This window comes from Leucobacter manosquensis, assembly GCF_018304845.1.
In the GTDB taxonomy this organism is placed as follows: domain Bacteria; phylum Actinomycetota; class Actinomycetes; order Actinomycetales; family Microbacteriaceae; genus Leucobacter; species Leucobacter alluvii.
Genome location: NZ_JAFEVO010000001.1, coordinates 1,024,290 through 1,039,816, shown reverse-complemented (window position 1 = coordinate 1,039,816; position 15,527 = coordinate 1,024,290). Strand labels below are relative to the sequence as shown.

Sequence of the window (15,527 nt, the reverse complement as noted above, 5' to 3'; positions counted from 1 at the left end):
AACCGGTCGAGAGATCCGACTCGGGCCCGCGTTTGCGAAGATGGACGCATGATCGTCGTTCAGGATGCCGAGGTTCGGGAGCGCGAGGTGACGCTGCTGAGTCCCACCTCGTTCGCAGCGGCGGGCGGTGACGCCGTGGTCGTGCGTGGAGCGAACGGATCGGGGAAGTCGACGCTGCTCCGACTGGTCGCAGGCCTGAGGTCGCCGTCGAGCGGCACAGTGAGCATCGACGGGCGCGACGCCGCGTCCCGCGACCCGCGCACTCGGCGCAGCGTCGCGGCCATGATCGGGATGCCGCCGCTCGCGCCCGACCTCACGGTGCGCGATCATGTGCTGCTCGTCGCGACGACGTGGTGCGCGTCGGGCCGGGACGCCGAGCGGCTGACCTGCCGCGTGCTCGATGAGCTCGACTTGAGCCCCCTCGCCACACGGTTCCCGCACGAACTCTCGTCGGGGCAGACGCAGCTCTTCGGGCTCGCCCTCGTGCTCGCCCGCCCGTCTGACGCACTCGTGCTCGACGAACCCGAGCAGCGGCTGGATGTCGATCGCATCGGACTGGTTGTCGGCGCCGTCAACCGGCGCCGCGAGTCTGGTGCTGCGGTCGTGGTGGCGACGCACAGCGACGTGCTCGAAGCCGGCATCGGGGGCCGTACCCTCTGGCTGCAGGGCGCCGCATGAGATACCGCCCGGCTCGCGCCGCCCTCGCCATCTGGAACGCCTCGCACGCTCGTTCGCCCAGCGACCGGCGCTACGCCGGTTACCTCGGCGTGATGGTCGCGATCGCGTTCGTCGCCCCCGCGGTGCGTGCGCTCTGGGGTGCTGTCTCGCAGCCGCACGTGCTGCACGCGCTCGTGGCGCCGGAGGCTCCGCTGGTCGGCGGGCTCTGCGTCGCCGGCCTGTGGGTCTTCGCGCTGCTCTTCGGCGGTCTCCGCGGCCCGGCACTGCGTCCACCTCTGCTCACGTACACCTTTGCGCGCAGCGAGCTGTCGCGCCTATCGGCATTCGGCGGCAGCGTCGTGCGGGCGGGTGCCGCGCTCACTGCGACGACCGCGATGGTCGGCGCAGCGCTCGGAACGCTGCTCGGCGTGGCGCGCGGGGTGACGCTCCTCGACCTGTTCGCGGTCGCCTCCCTGGGTGCGTGCATCGGCGCATGCGTCGGCGTCATCGCTACGCTGGCCTGGCTCACCGGGCAAGCGGTACCGCGTGTGGCGAGTGCTTCGTCCGCAGCTCTGGCGATCCTCACGGGCATCGCGATCGCGTTTCCCTCGCTGACTCCTTTCACGCCGTGGGGATGGGTCGCCGCGCTCTGGCGCGAGGCGGCGCTTTCCGCGGGGGAGCTCTCCGTCGGCGCGTCGTGGCTCGTGCCGCTCACCCTGCTCTGCGCGCTCGCCCTCGTGCTCATGTCGATCGCTCCGACGCTCTTCGCGCGACTGGACACTCAGGTGCTCGAGTCGCAGGCCGCGAGATGGGCGGCCTCCGCCGTGCACGCGTACGGCATGGATTTCAATGCCGCGCTGTCGACCTACCGGGGCAGCCCCTGGGCCGGAAGGCGTGTTCGTGCGGTGCGCACAGGCCCACGCGGGAGACGCGGAGTCGCACTCGCACGGACATTCCTGATCCGCGACGTACTCGGTGCCGCGCGGACGCCGGGACGACTGACCGGGGGCGCGGTCGGCGTCGCCGCTGCCAGCGTCGCAGTGACGCTTGCGAGCAGCGCGACGGAGCCCGGGTTCGGGTTCGGGGTACTCAGCGCCTTCGCCGCAGTGCTCGCCTTCGGCGCGCTCGGTCCGTTCACCGACGGCGTTCGTCACGCCGCGGCTGTCGCCGCCGATCTGCCCATCTACGGTGTCGGCGACGCCCACCTGCTCGCACTGCACACCGTTTTCCCGGTGCTCGCCGTGCTGATGATCGCCGTGATCGCGGCCTCCATCTCAGCATTCCTGCTCGGAGCGCCGCCGCTCGCCGCGGTGCTCGGCTCCGCCATCGTCGGAATGTGCGCCGTGCTCGCGCGGGTGAGCAACGCGCTGAAGGGTCCGCTGCCGCTGCGGCTGCTCGCTCCGATTCCCACCCCGGAGGGCGACCTGAGCGGTGCGGTGCGCTTCGTCTGGTCGATCGACGGCGTGGTGCTCGTCGCACTGGTCGGTGCGACGGCGCCGCTCGCGATGATCGCGCCGGCGTGGTGCATCGCCGCGTGCTCCCTGCTGTCCGCCGTCTGCGCTGCGCGCTGGAGAGGCCGGCGAACGGTCGCGGGCTGAGGTCTTGGGGTCGGGAACGAGCATGAGCGCTCGGCTGGAGCGCCCGCGCTGGCGCACCGGCTAGGACTGCGCTGCATGTGATGCGGATGTGCCTTCGAGGTGGGGCCGTGCCGCTTCGAGCATGGCGCGCGGTTCGTCGGCCCAGAAGCGCACGATCCGTGCCGTTTCGGTCGCATCCGGGAGTCGCACCTCGACTGGGTGCTTGAGCACGATCTCGAGGTTCGACTCGTTCTGCACGCGCAGATGGAGGATCCGGCCGCGGTCGCAGTTCGTGAATCTGGGCGGCTTCGGCGGAGGGTGCGCGACATCGGCGACGATGGCCACGGAGTGAATATCGCTCCAACTCAGATCGAGACCGAGCTGCGGCCCCTCCTGCACGCGGATCCCGCCGGGGGCGACGGTGTGCGGGCGCGTGATGAACCCGAGGAGCAGGCCGATCATCCACATGAGTCCCCAGATGCCCGCTGCGAGCAGCGTGATGCGAATCACCGGCCAGGGGCGGGCGATGAGATCGAGGATCGGGATCTCCACTGCCGAGAGCACGATGAAGATGACGAGGATCGAGCGAATCGGAGCGTGATACGTGAACGCGACCCCGCCCTTCGGGGCGCGCGGCCGTCGCGCCGCGAAGCGCCACAGGCTGCTCCAGACACCGACCTCCCAGCGCCAGGCCTGCCGGGCGAGCCGTGCGAGACGTGTGCGCAGGCGATTGGACGATCGTGCGTCGGATCGTGGGGGCGTCGCCGGTGTCGAGTCTTCTGGCTGTGTCATGTCGCCTCCGTCACCTCGGGGTGGGCGTCGGCGATGAGACGCGCGAGGACGCCTTCCACGTGCTCGAGCCCTCGCAGGAGCGCATCCGCATGATCGGGTGCGAGACCTGCGACGAGTGCGCGTGAGAGATCCGCATGCTGATCCGCCATTCGCTCCATCGCTCCTCTGCCGATGCCGGTGAGCGTCACCAGGGTCGCTCGGCGATCGGAGGGATGCGGTTCTCGGGAGACGTACCCGGTCGATTCGAGTGCGTCGACGAGGCCCGTCACGTTCCTCGGGCTCACCTCCAGCGCCGCGGCGAGGTCGCGCTGCGTCGACGGGCCGGCGTGGTGCAGCACCCAGAGGAGGTGCGTCCGTGAGGTGGTGAGACCGGTGCCGGCGAAACTCCGCTCCATGTCGAGTTGCAGGAGCTGGCCGATGGCGAGCACGCGATCGAGCACAGTGGGGGGCGGAGTCGCCATCGGTGAACTGGCGGGCTGAGACATATCGGTACTCTACATCATTGTTACCTCCCTTCACTATGAGGCTGTTTCAGTGTTGACTCCTGCGCAACGTTCGCGATGTGTGCGATTTCCAATGCGGGTTCGGTAAGGTGGGTGATGCAGGGGGAGTATTCCCATCCGCAGTAGTCCCGTCAATACGAGTGCATCGATGTACTTCGGGCTATTGGCCTCGAACTCACGGAATCCGTGACACGATCGGGGTGGAAGAGACCTTGGTGTCCTCCACCGACCCCTAGGAGCCCCCATGCAGGTCACCCCCATGATCTGGATCATCACGATCCTCGTCACGATCGCGTTCTTCGTCTACGAGTTCTTCGCGCACGTGCGCAAGCCGCACGAGCCGACCATCGGCGAGTCGGCACGCTGGTCGGCGTTCTACATCGGCCTCGCGCTCCTCTTCGGCGTCGGCATCGGTTTCACGTCGGGCTGGAACTTCGGAGGGGAGTACTTCGCGGGCTACCTCACGGAGAAGGCGCTGTCGATCGACAACCTGTTCGTCTTCCTGCTCGTGATGAGCGCGTTCGCGGTGCCGAAGAAGTACCAGCAGAAGGTGCTGATGGTCGGCATCATCATCGCGCTGATCCTGCGCGGCGCCTTCATCGCGGTGGGTGCGACGCTCATCGAGAACCTCAGCTGGATCTTCTACGTCTTCGGCGCGCTCCTGCTCTTCCTCGCCTACCGCCAGGCGTTCGCGAACCACGACGCCGACCCGGCGAACGGGCGGTTCATCAAGTTCGTCCGCCGCGTGCTCCCGGTCACCGACGAGTATCACGAGGACAAGCTCACCGCCAAGATCGACGGCAAGCGCTTCTTCACTCCGATGTTCCTCACGATCGTCGCGATCGGGTTCATCGACCTCATCTTCGCGGTCGACTCGATCCCCGCGATCTACGGCCTCACGAATGAGGCGTACATCGTGTTCACCGCGAACGCGTTCGCGCTCATGGGGCTGCGCCAGCTGTTCTTCTTGATCGGCGGCTTGCTCGAACGTCTCGTCTACCTCTCGCAGGGACTCGCAGTCATTCTCGCCTTCATCGGCGTGAAGCTCGTCTTCCACGCGCTGCACGTCAACGAGCTCCCGTTCATCAACGGCGGCGAGCCCTTGCTCTGGGTGCCCGAGATTCCGATCTGGTTCTCACTGCTCTTCATCGCGGCGACCATCGCCGTCGCCACCATCCTGAGTCTTCGCAAGACGCGAGGCGACCGCAAGGCCGCCGAGCGCATCGAGCAACGACGGGACCGGGCAGCCGACCCGGAAGCCGACATCGCCGATGCGCGCACAGCGCGCCAGCGATCAGCTGACGAGCAGTAGCTCCGCTCGTGCTTGAGTGCCGGCGTGAACGCGCGCGCTGACCACGCAAGCTGAGCCTGAAGCGCGCAGTGCCCTCGAGGTTTCGGCCGAGGGGGCACTGCTGTTCTTCCGCGTAGCCGGAATTCGAGCCGCGAAAGCGCGGTTTCGGCTCGCTTCCAGGGTGCGCGGGTGCCGAAGTGCGCTTTCGCGCAGACGGGGGGCGGTGGGGGCGTGCGCGAGCGCGCGGGGCGGGCCGCGGCAGTCCGCAGGCCCTACCCGGCGGCTGGGTGCTCGCTCAGCGCCACCGCGTGCCGGATCGCGACGGCGAGCTGGCGCACGGCCGTCGTCGGCTGCTCGCCGGTTCCCTCAGGCGGGGCCGCCAGGAGCACGGATCTCGCGAATGCCGGGTCGTCGATCGGGCGGAGCACGACGCCCGGGTGGGTGGGGCCGGCTGCGAGTTTCGCGACGAGCCCGATCACCATGCCGGCGGCGATCATCCCGAGCATCACCTGGAAGTCATCGGTTCGAATTGCGACTTCGAGGGCGCGCCCCTCAGCGGCGAACGCGTCGACGAGCACCGAGTCCATCGGGTCGTGCAGACTCGTGCCGAGCAGCCAGCGCTCACCGTGCAGCGACATGAGCGCTTCGCGGTCGATCGAGGCGCGGTCGGCGAGCGGATGATCCTCCGGGAGCGCGAGGAGCAGCGGATCGCGCAGCACCTCGGTGGTCACGATGTCGGGTCGCAGCGGCACCTCGTATCCCGGCACCGAGTACAGCAGCGCGGCGTCGAGAGTGCGATCGTTGACGTGCGCGACGAGCGGACCCACCTCTTCGAGTACCGCGTCGATCTCGATGCCGAGGTCGGCGACTTGGGACACGACTGATGGCAGTAGCTTCGCCGCAGCGGTGGGAAACGTGCCGAACTTCAGGCGCGCCCGTCCCATCTGGGCGAGATCGCGCGCATCGCGCAGCGCGCGATCGGTGAGGGTGAGGATCTCCTGGCCGCGATCGAGTATCAGCACTCCGACGGGTGTCGGCGTCGAACCGCGCTTGGAGCGCTCGAGCACGGGGGAGCCGACGAGCCGCTCCAGGTTGCGCAGGTGGTAGTCGACCGTCGGCTGGCTCCAGCCGAGCGCGCGCCCGGCGCGGGTGACGGACCCCTCGCGCTGCACCGCGCGGAGCGCCTGTAACTGTCGGAGATCGATCATCGCTGCACTGCTCCAGTCACTTATCTCATGTGGTGCTCTCGGGCACACGAGTGATCCTCTCACATACGACGTATGTGGCATCACAGGGGAGACGGGGGTTCCGCACACGTCCGGTCCCGGTCATGATGGCAACCATGCTGCACACCGATGTTCCCGCACAGACGATCGCGTCCTCCGAGCTCTCGGGAGCCGGGGCCTCGATCATGCCGTCGGAGCAGCGCGCAGCGGCTGAGCAGCAGCCGACGCCGCGCTTCCGGCTGGACCACAGCGCTGCGCCCTACGCCGATGCGCTCGAAGCGTACGCAGATCGAGGCTCGGTGCAGCTCATGGTGCCCGGGCACGGAGGAACGAAAGACGATCTCAGCGGACGACTGGCCGGCTTCCTCGGCGAGCGCGCGCTCCGACTCGACATCCCCATGCTCATGGACGGCGTTGACCTGCTCGCGCGCGGCCAGGAGCAGACACCCCTGGACCGAGCCCTGGAGCTCGCCGCCGACGCCTGGGGCGCGAAGCGCACCTGGTTCCTGACGAACGGCGCGTCGCAGGCGAATCGCACGATCGCACTCGCGGCCCGCGGTCTGGGCGACCGCATCCTCGCGCAGCGCAGCGCGCACTCCAGCTTCAGCGACGGCATCCTGCTCGCCGGCATCACGCCGAGCTACGTGATGCCCAACGTCGATGCGGAGCACGGCATGGCGCACGGCGTCTCGCCCGCGGCGCTCGAAGCGGCGCTGGTCGAAGCCGAACAGGCTGGGAACCCCGCCCACGCGGTCTACGTCATCTCGCCGAGCTACTTCGGGTCCGTCTCAGACGTGCAGGGTCTGGCGCGGGTCGCGCACGCCCACAACGCTCCGCTCATCGTCGACGGCGCCTGGGGCCCGCACTTCGGATTCCACCCAGAGCTTCCCGAATCGCCCGCACGCCTCGGCGCCGACGTCGTCATCTCGAGCACGCACAAACTCGCGGGCTCATTGACGCAGTCGGCGATGCTGCACCTGGGCGACGGTCCGTTCGCGGATCGCCTGGAGCCGCTCATCGAACGAGCCTTCAGCATGACCGCTTCGACGTCGACCAGCGCGCTGCTGCGCGGATCGCTCGACATCGCCCGGCACGCACTCGCGACGGGCGAGGAGTCGATCGGGCGCTCGGTCGCGGGAGCGCGCCGCTTCCGCGAGATCCTTCGCGAAGACCCCCGGTTCGCCGTGGTGAGCGACACCTTCGACCGGTTCGACGACATCGTGGATACCGACCTGCTGCGCGTGCCGATCGACGTGAGCGGAGCGGGCGTCGGCGGGCACTGGTTGCGGCAGCACCTCGTCGAGCACCACGACATGTACTTCGAGATGTCGACGGCAACGTCGATCGTGGCCGTGATCGGCGCGGGCAAGTCGCATGACTTCGATGCCGTGTACGCCGCGATCGTAGCGAGCGTCGAGTCGCCCGAAGCCGACCGCGAGCGGGCCGCTGCCGGCGACGCCCACGACTTCCCGAGCCTGCCGGCACCGGGCGCGTACCGCGTCAGCCCGCGCGACGGATTCTTCGGCGCGACCGAAGTGGTGAGCGCGACCGAGGCTGTGGGCCGTGTCTCCGCTGACACGCTCGCCGCGTACCCGCCCGGGATCCCCAACGTGATGCCCGGCGAAGAGATCACCGAGGAAGCGGTAGCCTTTCTGCAGGCGGTCGCGGCTTCTCCGACCGGCTACGTGCGCGGCGCGATCGACCCGGCGGTCGATCGGTTCCGAGTACTGGCCGGCGGCTGACCCCGCGGCGCCTGCGACGGCGCCGCTCTGACTTCGCGGCCCACCGCCGCGGATTGCTCGAGATCCGAGCATCTCCTGGAAGACCAGGAACCCTCACTGCGCGAGCACCGAGGGACGAATGACCGGGCCCTCGGGGCCCAGTGACAACGAAGTCTGGAGAAGACACGTATGGCAAGCTCTCTGCGGCAGCAGCTCTTCCGAGTCAAGCCCGTTCCGCGCGACGGGGGTGAGAGCGGGAGTCAGTTGAAGCGCAGCATCGGGCTCGTTCCGCTCACCATGATCGGCGTCGGCGGCACCATCGGCACTGGCATCTTCTTCATTCTCTCCGAGGCCGTGCCGATCGCGGGGCCGGCGGTCATCTGGTCGTTCATCATCGCCGGGCTCGTCGCGGGCCTCTCGGTACTGTGCTACGCGGAACTGGCGAGCTCCGTGCCGGTCTCCGGATCCTCCTACTCCTATGCCTACAGCACGCTCGGCGAGCTGCCGGCGATGGGCGTCGCCGCCTGCCTGCTTCTCGAATACGGCGTCTCGACCGCCGCTGTCGCGGTCGGCTGGTCGCAGTACGTGAACCAGCTGGTGAACAATCTCTTCGGATTCCAGTTCCCGCCCGAGCTGCTGTACGCGCCTGAAGAGGGCGGCATCATCAATCTGCCTGCGGTGATCCTCATCGCGCTCTGCTGCCTGCTGCTCATTCGCGGCACCACCCATTCCGTCGTCACCAACACGGTGATGGTCGTCATCAAGATCGCAGTGCTGCTCTTCTTCGTCGCGGTCGGCATCACGGGCTGGAACATCGACCACTTCGCCAACTTCGCGCCGTTCGGGCTCGGCGGCATCATGACCGGCGCCGGCATCATCTTCTTCTCGTTCGTGGGCCTCGACGCCGTCGCCACCGCCGGCGATGAGGCGAAGAACCCGCGCCGCAACCTGCCGATCGCGTTGATCACGGCACTGATCCTGGTGACGACCGTCTACGTGCTCGTCGCCGTGACCGCGCTCGGTGCGCAGGCGACCGAGGATTTCGACGGCCAGAGTGCCGGACTCTCGGCGATCCTCGAGAACATCGTCGGAGCCTCGTGGCCGGGCACCGTGGTCGCCGCGGGCGCCGTCATCTCGATCTTCAGCGTGACGCTGGTCGTGCTCTACGGCCAGACGCGCATCCTCTTCACCATGTCGCGCGACGGCATGGCGCCGAAGATCTTCAGCAGGGTCAACCCGCGCACCGGTACCCCGATCGCCAACACCATCATCGTGTCGGTCATCGTCGCGATCCTCGCCGGTGTGCTGCCGATCAACTTCCTGGCCGAGATGACATCGATCGGAACACTGGCCGCCTTCACCGTCGTATCGATCGCGGTCATGGTGCTGCGCCATCGCGAACCGGATCTGGAGCGCAAGTTCAAGGTGCCGCTGTATCCCGTCATCCCGATTCTGTCGATCATCGGCTGCCTCTGGATCATCAAGGATCTGCGCTCGATCACGATCATCGTGTTCGCCATCTGGACCGCGCTCGTGCTCGTCTGGTATTACTTCACCGGCCGCAAGAACTCGGTGCTCGGGCGTCGCATCGATACGGGCATGATCGTGCTCGTCGGGCCCGGGCGCTACCGGCTCGGTTCCTCTGAAGGGGAGCTGTACGACGGCGGCGAGCTCGAGGAGTCCGAGGATCGCGTGGCGCCGCACAAGTAGCCGCTCACCGGCCGGCCCGCGGCTTCGCTGCCTCGTGCCGGTGGGGCGACGTTCGGCACGAGTTGACCGGGCACGGGGCGCCAGACAAGATGGAGCGTATGCAGGAGGAGCGGATGCGAGTCGCGAAGCGCGGCCGATCGGCCTCGCCGCCGGTCGGCCGTTTGCGGGCGTGGACGGGGTACGTGTAGCGCGATCAGCGCCGTGCCCAATCCCAGTGTTTCGAGGCGACTCAGCGCGCCTCAGCGCCCCACCGGTCGAATCCCGACCTGATCTTTGGAGTACCCAGATGACCGCAGTACCTCGCGTTTCCACGTCGACCCCCGTCCTCTCGCAGCCCACCCCGGAGGGGAACCGGCTCGGTGAGCTCTGGTCGATCCTGCCAGAGGAATCCGCCGTCGACGAAGCTGGCGTGCTGCACCTCGGCGGAGTGCCCGTGACCGAGCTCGCCGAGCAGTACGGCACGCCGCTGTACGTCTACGACGAGGCCGGATTGCGCCGACAGATCCGGCGCTTCATCGACGGCCTCAGCGCGCGGTGGCCCGAGTCGGAGGTGCTGTTCGCGTCGAAGTCGTTCCCGGCCGTCGGCATGTACCGGGTCGCTGCTGAAGAGGGACTGTCCGTCGACATCGCCGGCGGGGGAGAGCTGCGCCTCGCACTCGCAGCCGGAGTGTCTCCGTCGAAGCTGCACTTCCACGGCAATGCGAAGACGGACGCCGAGCTGCGCATGGCCATCGACGCCGGAGTCGACACGATCATCGTCGACAACACCGACGAGCTCGATCGCCTCGAGCGCCTGCTCACGAAGCCCCAGAAGCTCCTCCTGCGCGTGATTCCGGGCGTCGACGCGAAGACCCACGCCTCCCAGGCGACGGGCGGGGCCGACTCCAAGTTCGGACTCCCGATGGACCAGGCGCTCGCGGCCATCGAACGCATGCGCGCGCACCCCCTCCTCGAATTCGAGGGCGTGCACCTGCACATCGGCTCGCAGATCCTCGACGTCGAGCAGTTCGGCGAGGCCGTTGCGAAGATCTCGACGGCCGGCGAGTTCGACGTCTACGATGTGGGCGGCGGGCTCGGCGTCAAATACACCTACGACGAGGTCGCGCCGTCGGTCGACGCATACCTCGACACGATCGTGGCGGCGGCTCGCGCGCACCTGCCGTCCGGTGCCCGCATCATGATCGAACCCGGACGCGCCATCGTGGCGCGCGCCGGTGTCACGCTGTACCGCGTCACCACGGTGAAGCGCACCGGTCGCACGTTCGTCGCCGTCGACGGAGGCCTCGCCGACCAGATGGATGCCGCCCTCACCGGCCAGCGCTTCGAAGCGCTGCTCGGCAACCGAGCGCTCGATCCCTGGACGGAGACGTCGCAGCTCGTCGGTCGCCAGTGCGAATCGGGCGACCTGCTCGTCGATCGTGCACCCTTGCCCGAGGCTCGCATCGGCGACCTCGCCGTCGTTGCGACGACCGGTGCGTACGGGTACACCCTCGCGAACAACTACAACGGTGCGCTCAAGCCCGCGATCGTGTTCGTGCGCGACGGCGCCGCCCGCCTGGTGGCTCGGCGCGAGACGTACGAAGAACTGCTGGCGCTGCACGCGCCCGCGCTCGAGGGGTAGCCCGCGGCGAACCGCTGTCGAATCGAGGCGGCGACGCGCGCGGGCCGCGCACGTCACCGCCTCGTTTTGAGTTCGCGGGCGTTCCGGGGTAGAGTTAACTCTCGGTGCCGCGCTCCTCCAGGGCCGCGGATTTCCGCTTTGGGATATGGTGTAATTGGCAACACTACGGTTTCTGGTACCGTCATTCTAGGTTCGAGTCCTGGTATCCCAGCCAGTGCAACCCCCGGTCTCTGTCGGGGGTTTTTGCGTGTCGCCCGGAGTCGAATTGCCCGCCCGCCGATACAGCCGATACAGCCGATACAGCCGATACAGCCGATACAGTCGCGGCATCCGCTCTATCTCCGGAGGCGCGCGACCTCTGCAGCGACGTTGGCACGCGCACGCGATTCCCACAGATGGCGCGCGGCGGCGGTGAAGTACACCGACGGCCGATCGAGGTACGCCTCGAGAATGCGGGCGCGTCCTGCCGCGAAGTCCGCGTCGGGAACGTGCGCGTACTCCGAGCGCACGGCCGCTGCGTACTCCGCATAGCGAGACGGAGACGATGCGAAGATCGAGAGATCCGCATCGAGCAGGTGCGCGAGCGTGGTGCCCGGCCGTGCCCTCGGGCCGGATCGCGGCTCGCTCACGCCCGCGTCCGTATCGGGAATCGTCGCGACGATGCTCGTGCGAACCTCGTCGACGAGGTCACTCTGGAGTCCCAATGCGGTGAGTGCCGACGATGCCAGCGCCGCAGACGCACGTTCATCATCACCGGTGGCTCCCGTGTACACCGCGTCGTGGAACCAGGCCGCCAGCAGCGTGGCGGGGGAGACGCGTTCCCCGCGAGTCTCCAGATGGTCGAGAGCGAGCAGCACATCTTCGAGGTGGCGCTCGTCGTGGTACCTGCGGTGCGGCTCGTTCCACCGCACGAGCAGATCGTCGCCGAGTTTCCGCCACGCATCGACGGCGGTGCTCGCGACCCCGAGCTGCACGCCCAGCACGCCCCACTGCTCGTGGAGGTACTGCCGGCGGCGCAGGGGAGTGACCGCATCGCGATCCACCTGGCGCACTCGCAACCCGCTCTCGCGCAGTCGAAGCACCACCTCGCGGCCCGTCACGGGCAGTGCTCCGAGCGCAACGGCACGATCGAAATTCGCGGCGGCGACGTCGTAATGGTCGAGATCGAAGCTTCGACGCGGAAACCCGAGCAACCGCGCGAACGCGTGCAGTTCATCGGTGCTCGTATCCGAGACGAGGTGGCTCCAGAGGGTGCCGTGCGCGGGCCAAGCCGGCGGGTCGATGAGGATCGCCATTCGTTCAGCGTACTGCTCCCATACCGGTGCACGGAGGAGCCGCGTCGGCAGAAGCGACGCTCACCGCCTACCACAACGGGTTTCCGCACGCCGCCCCCTGGCCGCTCAGCCCGGGCGCTGCGACCATGGGTTCCATGGCGACTTCACCTTCCGTACTCACCGACCCCCTCTCTCGCTCGGCGCGAAAGGCGCGCGTCGGGATTGCGAAACTGGTGCGGGACGACGCACCGAAGCTCATGACCCGCGGCTACGGCTTCGGCGCGGCGATCTGGGACCGCACCCGAGCGGGAGCGCGAGCGGTACCCATGCGGCTGCTGGGGCGGCAGGCGCTGCTCGTACGCGGAGCCGAAGGCGTTGCGACGTTCTACGACAACGACCGCATTGCTCGCCACGGGGCGATGCCGGCATTCGTGCAGGAGACGTTGTTCGGCCACGGATCAGTGCACAGCCTCGACGGCACGGAGCACCGTCACCGGAAAGCGACCTTCGTCGACGTCGCGTACGAAGACGCGGCGGTCGAGGCGCTGAAGCCGCTGCTCGAACGCGAGTGGCGCGCCGAGCGAGACGAGTGGATCGCGGGCGGCGATCGGTCGGCGTACGACGCGGCAGCCGGGGCTCTCGGACGCGCCATCATGCACTGGGCCGGGCTGCCGGGCACCGATGAGGCGCTCACCCGCTGGTCGGCGCGGATGGCGCAGATCGTGGACGGCTTCGGGGCGCCGTACTCGCCGAGCTTTCCGCTCGCAGCCGCGAATCGCGCGTGGTCCGACCGTCATGCGCGCAAGCTCATCGAGGCGGTGCGCGGGGGTGAGCTCGACGCTCCGGAAGGATCGGCGCTGCGCGCCTGGGCGTGGCACCGGGACGAGAACGACCTGCTGCTCCCCGCGAATCTCGCCGGCATCGAGCTGCAGAACTGCATCCGTCCAATGGTCGCCGTCGCCCGCTTCGTCGCGTTCGCCGCGAAAGAACTTCACGGCCGGCCCGAGTGGCGCGATCGCATCGCCGCGTCGGTGGAGGAGCGCGGCGGCGCCCTCGTCGATGACCCGGTCGCGGTCGCCTTCGCGCAGGAGGTGCGCCGCACTGCTCCCTTCGTGCCGGTGCTGCCTGGCTGGGCGACGACGGACATCGAGGTCGACGGAGAAGTGGTGCCGAAGGGCGGGCGCGTCGTCCTCGACATCCTCGGCACGAACACCGACGACCGCTCGTGGGAGCGGGCCGGTGCCTTCGATCCCTCGCGATTCCTGGGGGTCGACGACTACGAGGCGATCGACACCTTCATCCCGCACGGCGGTGCGGGTGTCGCGACGGGCCACCGCTGCCCCGGGGAGAAGCTCGCCATTGCAGGGCTCGCTGCTGCGGCCGCGGCACTGAGCGACCCGCGTGTGCGCATACTCGACGAGGGCCTCGAGGTGAACCGACGCCGTCTGCCGACGAAGCCGGCCTCGGGAGGCAAGGTGCGCGCGGCGGCCGTTGCGAAGTGCCCGTTCCACTGAGCGCAGGCGAGCGCGGGAAAGCCGCTACTGTGATCGCATGTCGACTGATGAGTCAACGCAGCACCCGTACCTCGCCGGCCGGGCGCGGCCGCGGATCATCGCGCACCGAGGGTTCGTCTCCTCGGAGCTCGCGGCCATCGGCGTCGCGGAGAACACGCGTGCCGCCTTCACGGCTGCGCTCGCCGCAGGGGCCGACTGCTTGGAGACGGACTGCCGCCTGACGCGCGACGGCGTGGTGGTGCTCGCTCACGATGCTGACCTCACGCGAGTCGCGAACGATTCACGGGCCATCGCCCAGGTCGATCTCGCCGAGCTCGACGAGATCTTCGCCGCGCGCGGCGGGCTGCTGACGCTCGAGCGGGCACTCACCGAGTTTCCGCGGGCGCACTGGAACGTCGACGTCAAATCGAGGGCGGTCGCCGCACCGCTCGGCAGAGCTGTCGCCCCGCATGGAGCGCGGGTGCTGGTGACGAGCTTCTCCGACGCCTATCGCCGGGCAGCGCTCGCCGCCGCAGCGGCTGAACCTCGGGCGACACTGCCAGCGACCTCACCGGGGAAGCGTGCGCTGGTGCGTGTGCTGCTCGCCGTCGCCAGCGGAGCCCCGCGTGTGATCGAGCGAGCGTTCGCGGGACTCGACGCTCTGCAGATTCCGGAGCGTCACGGCCGGTTCCGAGTGCTCACCCCGCGCCTCATCGCCGCAGCCCGCGCGCACGGCGTCGAAGTGCATGTGTGGACCGTCAACGACGGTCAGCGGATGCGAGAACTGCTCGCGATGGGGGTCGACGGCGTCGTCACGGACCGCACGGACGTCGCGGTGGCCGCACTCCGGTCGCGGTGATCGCCTGTGCGGAGCAGGAGCGCCGCTGCGGAGCTGGATCGCCTGTGCGGAGCTGGATCGCCATTGCGGAGCGGGATCGCCGCCGTCGTGGGAGCATGCGATAGTCGTGGGGTGAACGCTCCGCACCCTGCCCCTGACCTCGCCTTCGTGCTCGACTGCGTCCGCGACGATGCGGCTGCCGGGCGTCTCGCCGAGTGGGGATCGTCGAGCGTGATCGACGAGCACACGAACACGGCCTCGTTCGGTCGTGCGCTCTTCGACGCCCTGCACGCGGCGGCGGGCCTGCACGCCGAGTTCCCGGTGGGGCATGCTGGCTTGATCCACGTCTACGGCTACTGGTTCTCCGAAGTGGCGACCCCGTTCGGGTTCAAGCGAGCGCGGTGGCAGGACGGCGAGCTGGCCCGGGCTCTCGGTCGCTCCGACGATGCGTTCCACCTGAGGCGCGGATCACCGCTCGGCGACCCCGAGTCGACGCCGCTCCAACGCGTCACTGAGGCCGCGCTCCCTCCGCTGCGGCATCCGATCGCGGGGTCTCCTGTCGGCGAGGCGCTGATCGGCGAGCGGCTGAGCCGCGTCGTGCTCGTGGAGCGTGCGGGGGCGGACGGTCCGGCGGCGCTCGTCTACGGGATCGCCGCGGCGTCGGTCGCCCACGTCGACGAGCCTCTTCGGCTCATCACCGCGTTCCCCTACGAAGGCGACCGGCAGGAGCTCATCGCGGAATTCGAGGCGTATCCCGCACCGCGTTGGAATGCGGTCGCCGACTCGTAACCCGGTGTTCATCCCGCGATAGACATTTCGTCCAT

General features: G+C 68.7%; 13 protein-coding genes and 1 tRNA gene. 10 read left to right on the top strand and 4 right to left on the bottom strand.

Going from position 1 to position 15,527, the window contains the following annotated elements; translation table 11 throughout:
* Positions 1-48: 48 nt before the first annotated feature.
* Together JSQ98_RS04820 and JSQ98_RS04815 are read left to right on the top strand one after the other, a co-directional pair.
* Positions 49-678 (top strand): ABC transporter ATP-binding protein, encoded by a 630-nt coding sequence (locus JSQ98_RS04820; protein WP_211648586.1) that lies wholly within the window; start codon positions 49-51, stop codon positions 676-678.
* Complete coding sequence (locus JSQ98_RS04815; RefSeq protein ID WP_211648585.1) at positions 675-2,255, top strand: hypothetical protein; 1,581 nt, start codon at positions 675-677, stop codon at positions 2,253-2,255. The genes JSQ98_RS04820 and JSQ98_RS04815 overlap by 4 nt, the downstream gene beginning before the upstream one ends.
* 60 nt (positions 2,256-2,315) lie before the next feature.
* Here the strand turns inward: JSQ98_RS04815 and JSQ98_RS04810 are convergent, their stop codons facing one another.
* Both JSQ98_RS04810 and JSQ98_RS04805 read right to left on the bottom strand, forming a co-directional pair.
* Positions 2,316-3,026 carry a hypothetical protein gene (locus JSQ98_RS04810; RefSeq protein ID WP_211648584.1) on the bottom strand — a complete coding sequence of 237 codons (711 nt, stop codon included), beginning with the start codon at positions 3,024-3,026 and terminating at the stop codon, positions 2,316-2,318.
* Positions 3,023-3,511 (bottom strand): MarR family winged helix-turn-helix transcriptional regulator, encoded by a 489-nt coding sequence (locus tag JSQ98_RS04805; RefSeq protein WP_249290741.1) that lies wholly within the window; start codon positions 3,509-3,511, stop codon positions 3,023-3,025. Before JSQ98_RS04805 ends, JSQ98_RS04810 begins: the two co-directional genes overlap by 4 nt.
* A 262-nt stretch (positions 3,512-3,773) precedes the next feature.
* Between JSQ98_RS04805 and JSQ98_RS04800 the strand changes: the two genes are divergently transcribed.
* The gene (locus JSQ98_RS04800) at positions 3,774-4,841 is read left to right on the top strand and encodes a TerC family protein (RefSeq protein WP_211648583.1); all 1,068 of its coding nucleotides are present in this window, start codon (positions 3,774-3,776) and stop codon (positions 4,839-4,841) included.
* Between the two features lie 251 nt (positions 4,842-5,092).
* Here JSQ98_RS04800 and JSQ98_RS04795 read toward each other — a convergent pair whose 3' ends face one another.
* Positions 5,093-6,028 carry a LysR family transcriptional regulator gene (locus JSQ98_RS04795; protein ID WP_090149987.1) on the bottom strand — a complete coding sequence of 312 codons (936 nt, stop codon included), beginning with the start codon at positions 6,026-6,028 and terminating at the stop codon, positions 5,093-5,095.
* A 134-nt stretch (positions 6,029-6,162) separates the two neighbouring features.
* Between JSQ98_RS04795 and JSQ98_RS04790 the strand changes: the two genes are divergently transcribed.
* From JSQ98_RS04790 to JSQ98_RS04775, 4 genes are all read left to right on the top strand, one after another.
* Positions 6,163-7,788 (top strand): aminotransferase class I/II-fold pyridoxal phosphate-dependent enzyme, encoded by a 1,626-nt coding sequence (locus JSQ98_RS04790; protein ID WP_430413596.1) that lies wholly within the window; start codon positions 6,163-6,165, stop codon positions 7,786-7,788.
* Between the two features lie 168 nt (positions 7,789-7,956).
* A complete protein-coding gene (locus JSQ98_RS04785; protein WP_211648582.1) occupies positions 7,957-9,477 on the top strand; it encodes an APC family permease in 1,521 nt (506 codons plus the stop codon).
* 286 nt (positions 9,478-9,763) lie between these two features.
* A complete protein-coding gene (gene lysA / locus JSQ98_RS04780) occupies positions 9,764-11,098 on the top strand; it encodes a diaminopimelate decarboxylase (protein WP_211648581.1) in 1,335 nt (444 codons plus the stop codon).
* A 139-nt stretch (positions 11,099-11,237) separates the two neighbouring features.
* Positions 11,238-11,312 (top strand) — tRNA-Gln (locus JSQ98_RS04775).
* A 121-nt stretch (positions 11,313-11,433) separates the two neighbouring features.
* On the opposite strand, the gene JSQ98_RS04770 is transcribed toward JSQ98_RS04775, so the two are convergent.
* Positions 11,434-12,393, bottom strand: a complete 960-nt coding sequence (locus JSQ98_RS04770) for a DUF4031 domain-containing protein (RefSeq protein WP_211648579.1) — start codon at positions 12,391-12,393, stop codon at positions 11,434-11,436.
* A 134-nt stretch (positions 12,394-12,527) separates the two neighbouring features.
* On the opposite strand from JSQ98_RS04770, the gene JSQ98_RS04765 reads away from it, so the two are divergent.
* The 3 genes from JSQ98_RS04765 to JSQ98_RS04755 all read left to right on the top strand — a co-directional run bounded on the left by JSQ98_RS04765 (position 12,528) and on the right by JSQ98_RS04755 (position 15,492).
* Positions 12,528-13,886 carry a cytochrome P450 gene (locus JSQ98_RS04765; protein ID WP_211648578.1) on the top strand — a complete coding sequence of 453 codons (1,359 nt, stop codon included), beginning with the start codon at positions 12,528-12,530 and terminating at the stop codon, positions 13,884-13,886.
* A gap of 37 nt (positions 13,887-13,923) precedes the next feature.
* Positions 13,924-14,724 (top strand): glycerophosphodiester phosphodiesterase family protein, encoded by an 801-nt coding sequence (locus JSQ98_RS04760; protein ID WP_211648577.1) that lies wholly within the window; start codon positions 13,924-13,926, stop codon positions 14,722-14,724.
* Between the two features lie 111 nt (positions 14,725-14,835).
* Positions 14,836-15,492, top strand: coding sequence for an amino acid deaminase (locus tag JSQ98_RS04755; RefSeq protein WP_211648576.1), 657 nt, complete (start codon positions 14,836-14,838; stop codon positions 15,490-15,492).
* The last annotated feature ends 35 nt before the right edge of the window (positions 15,493-15,527 follow it).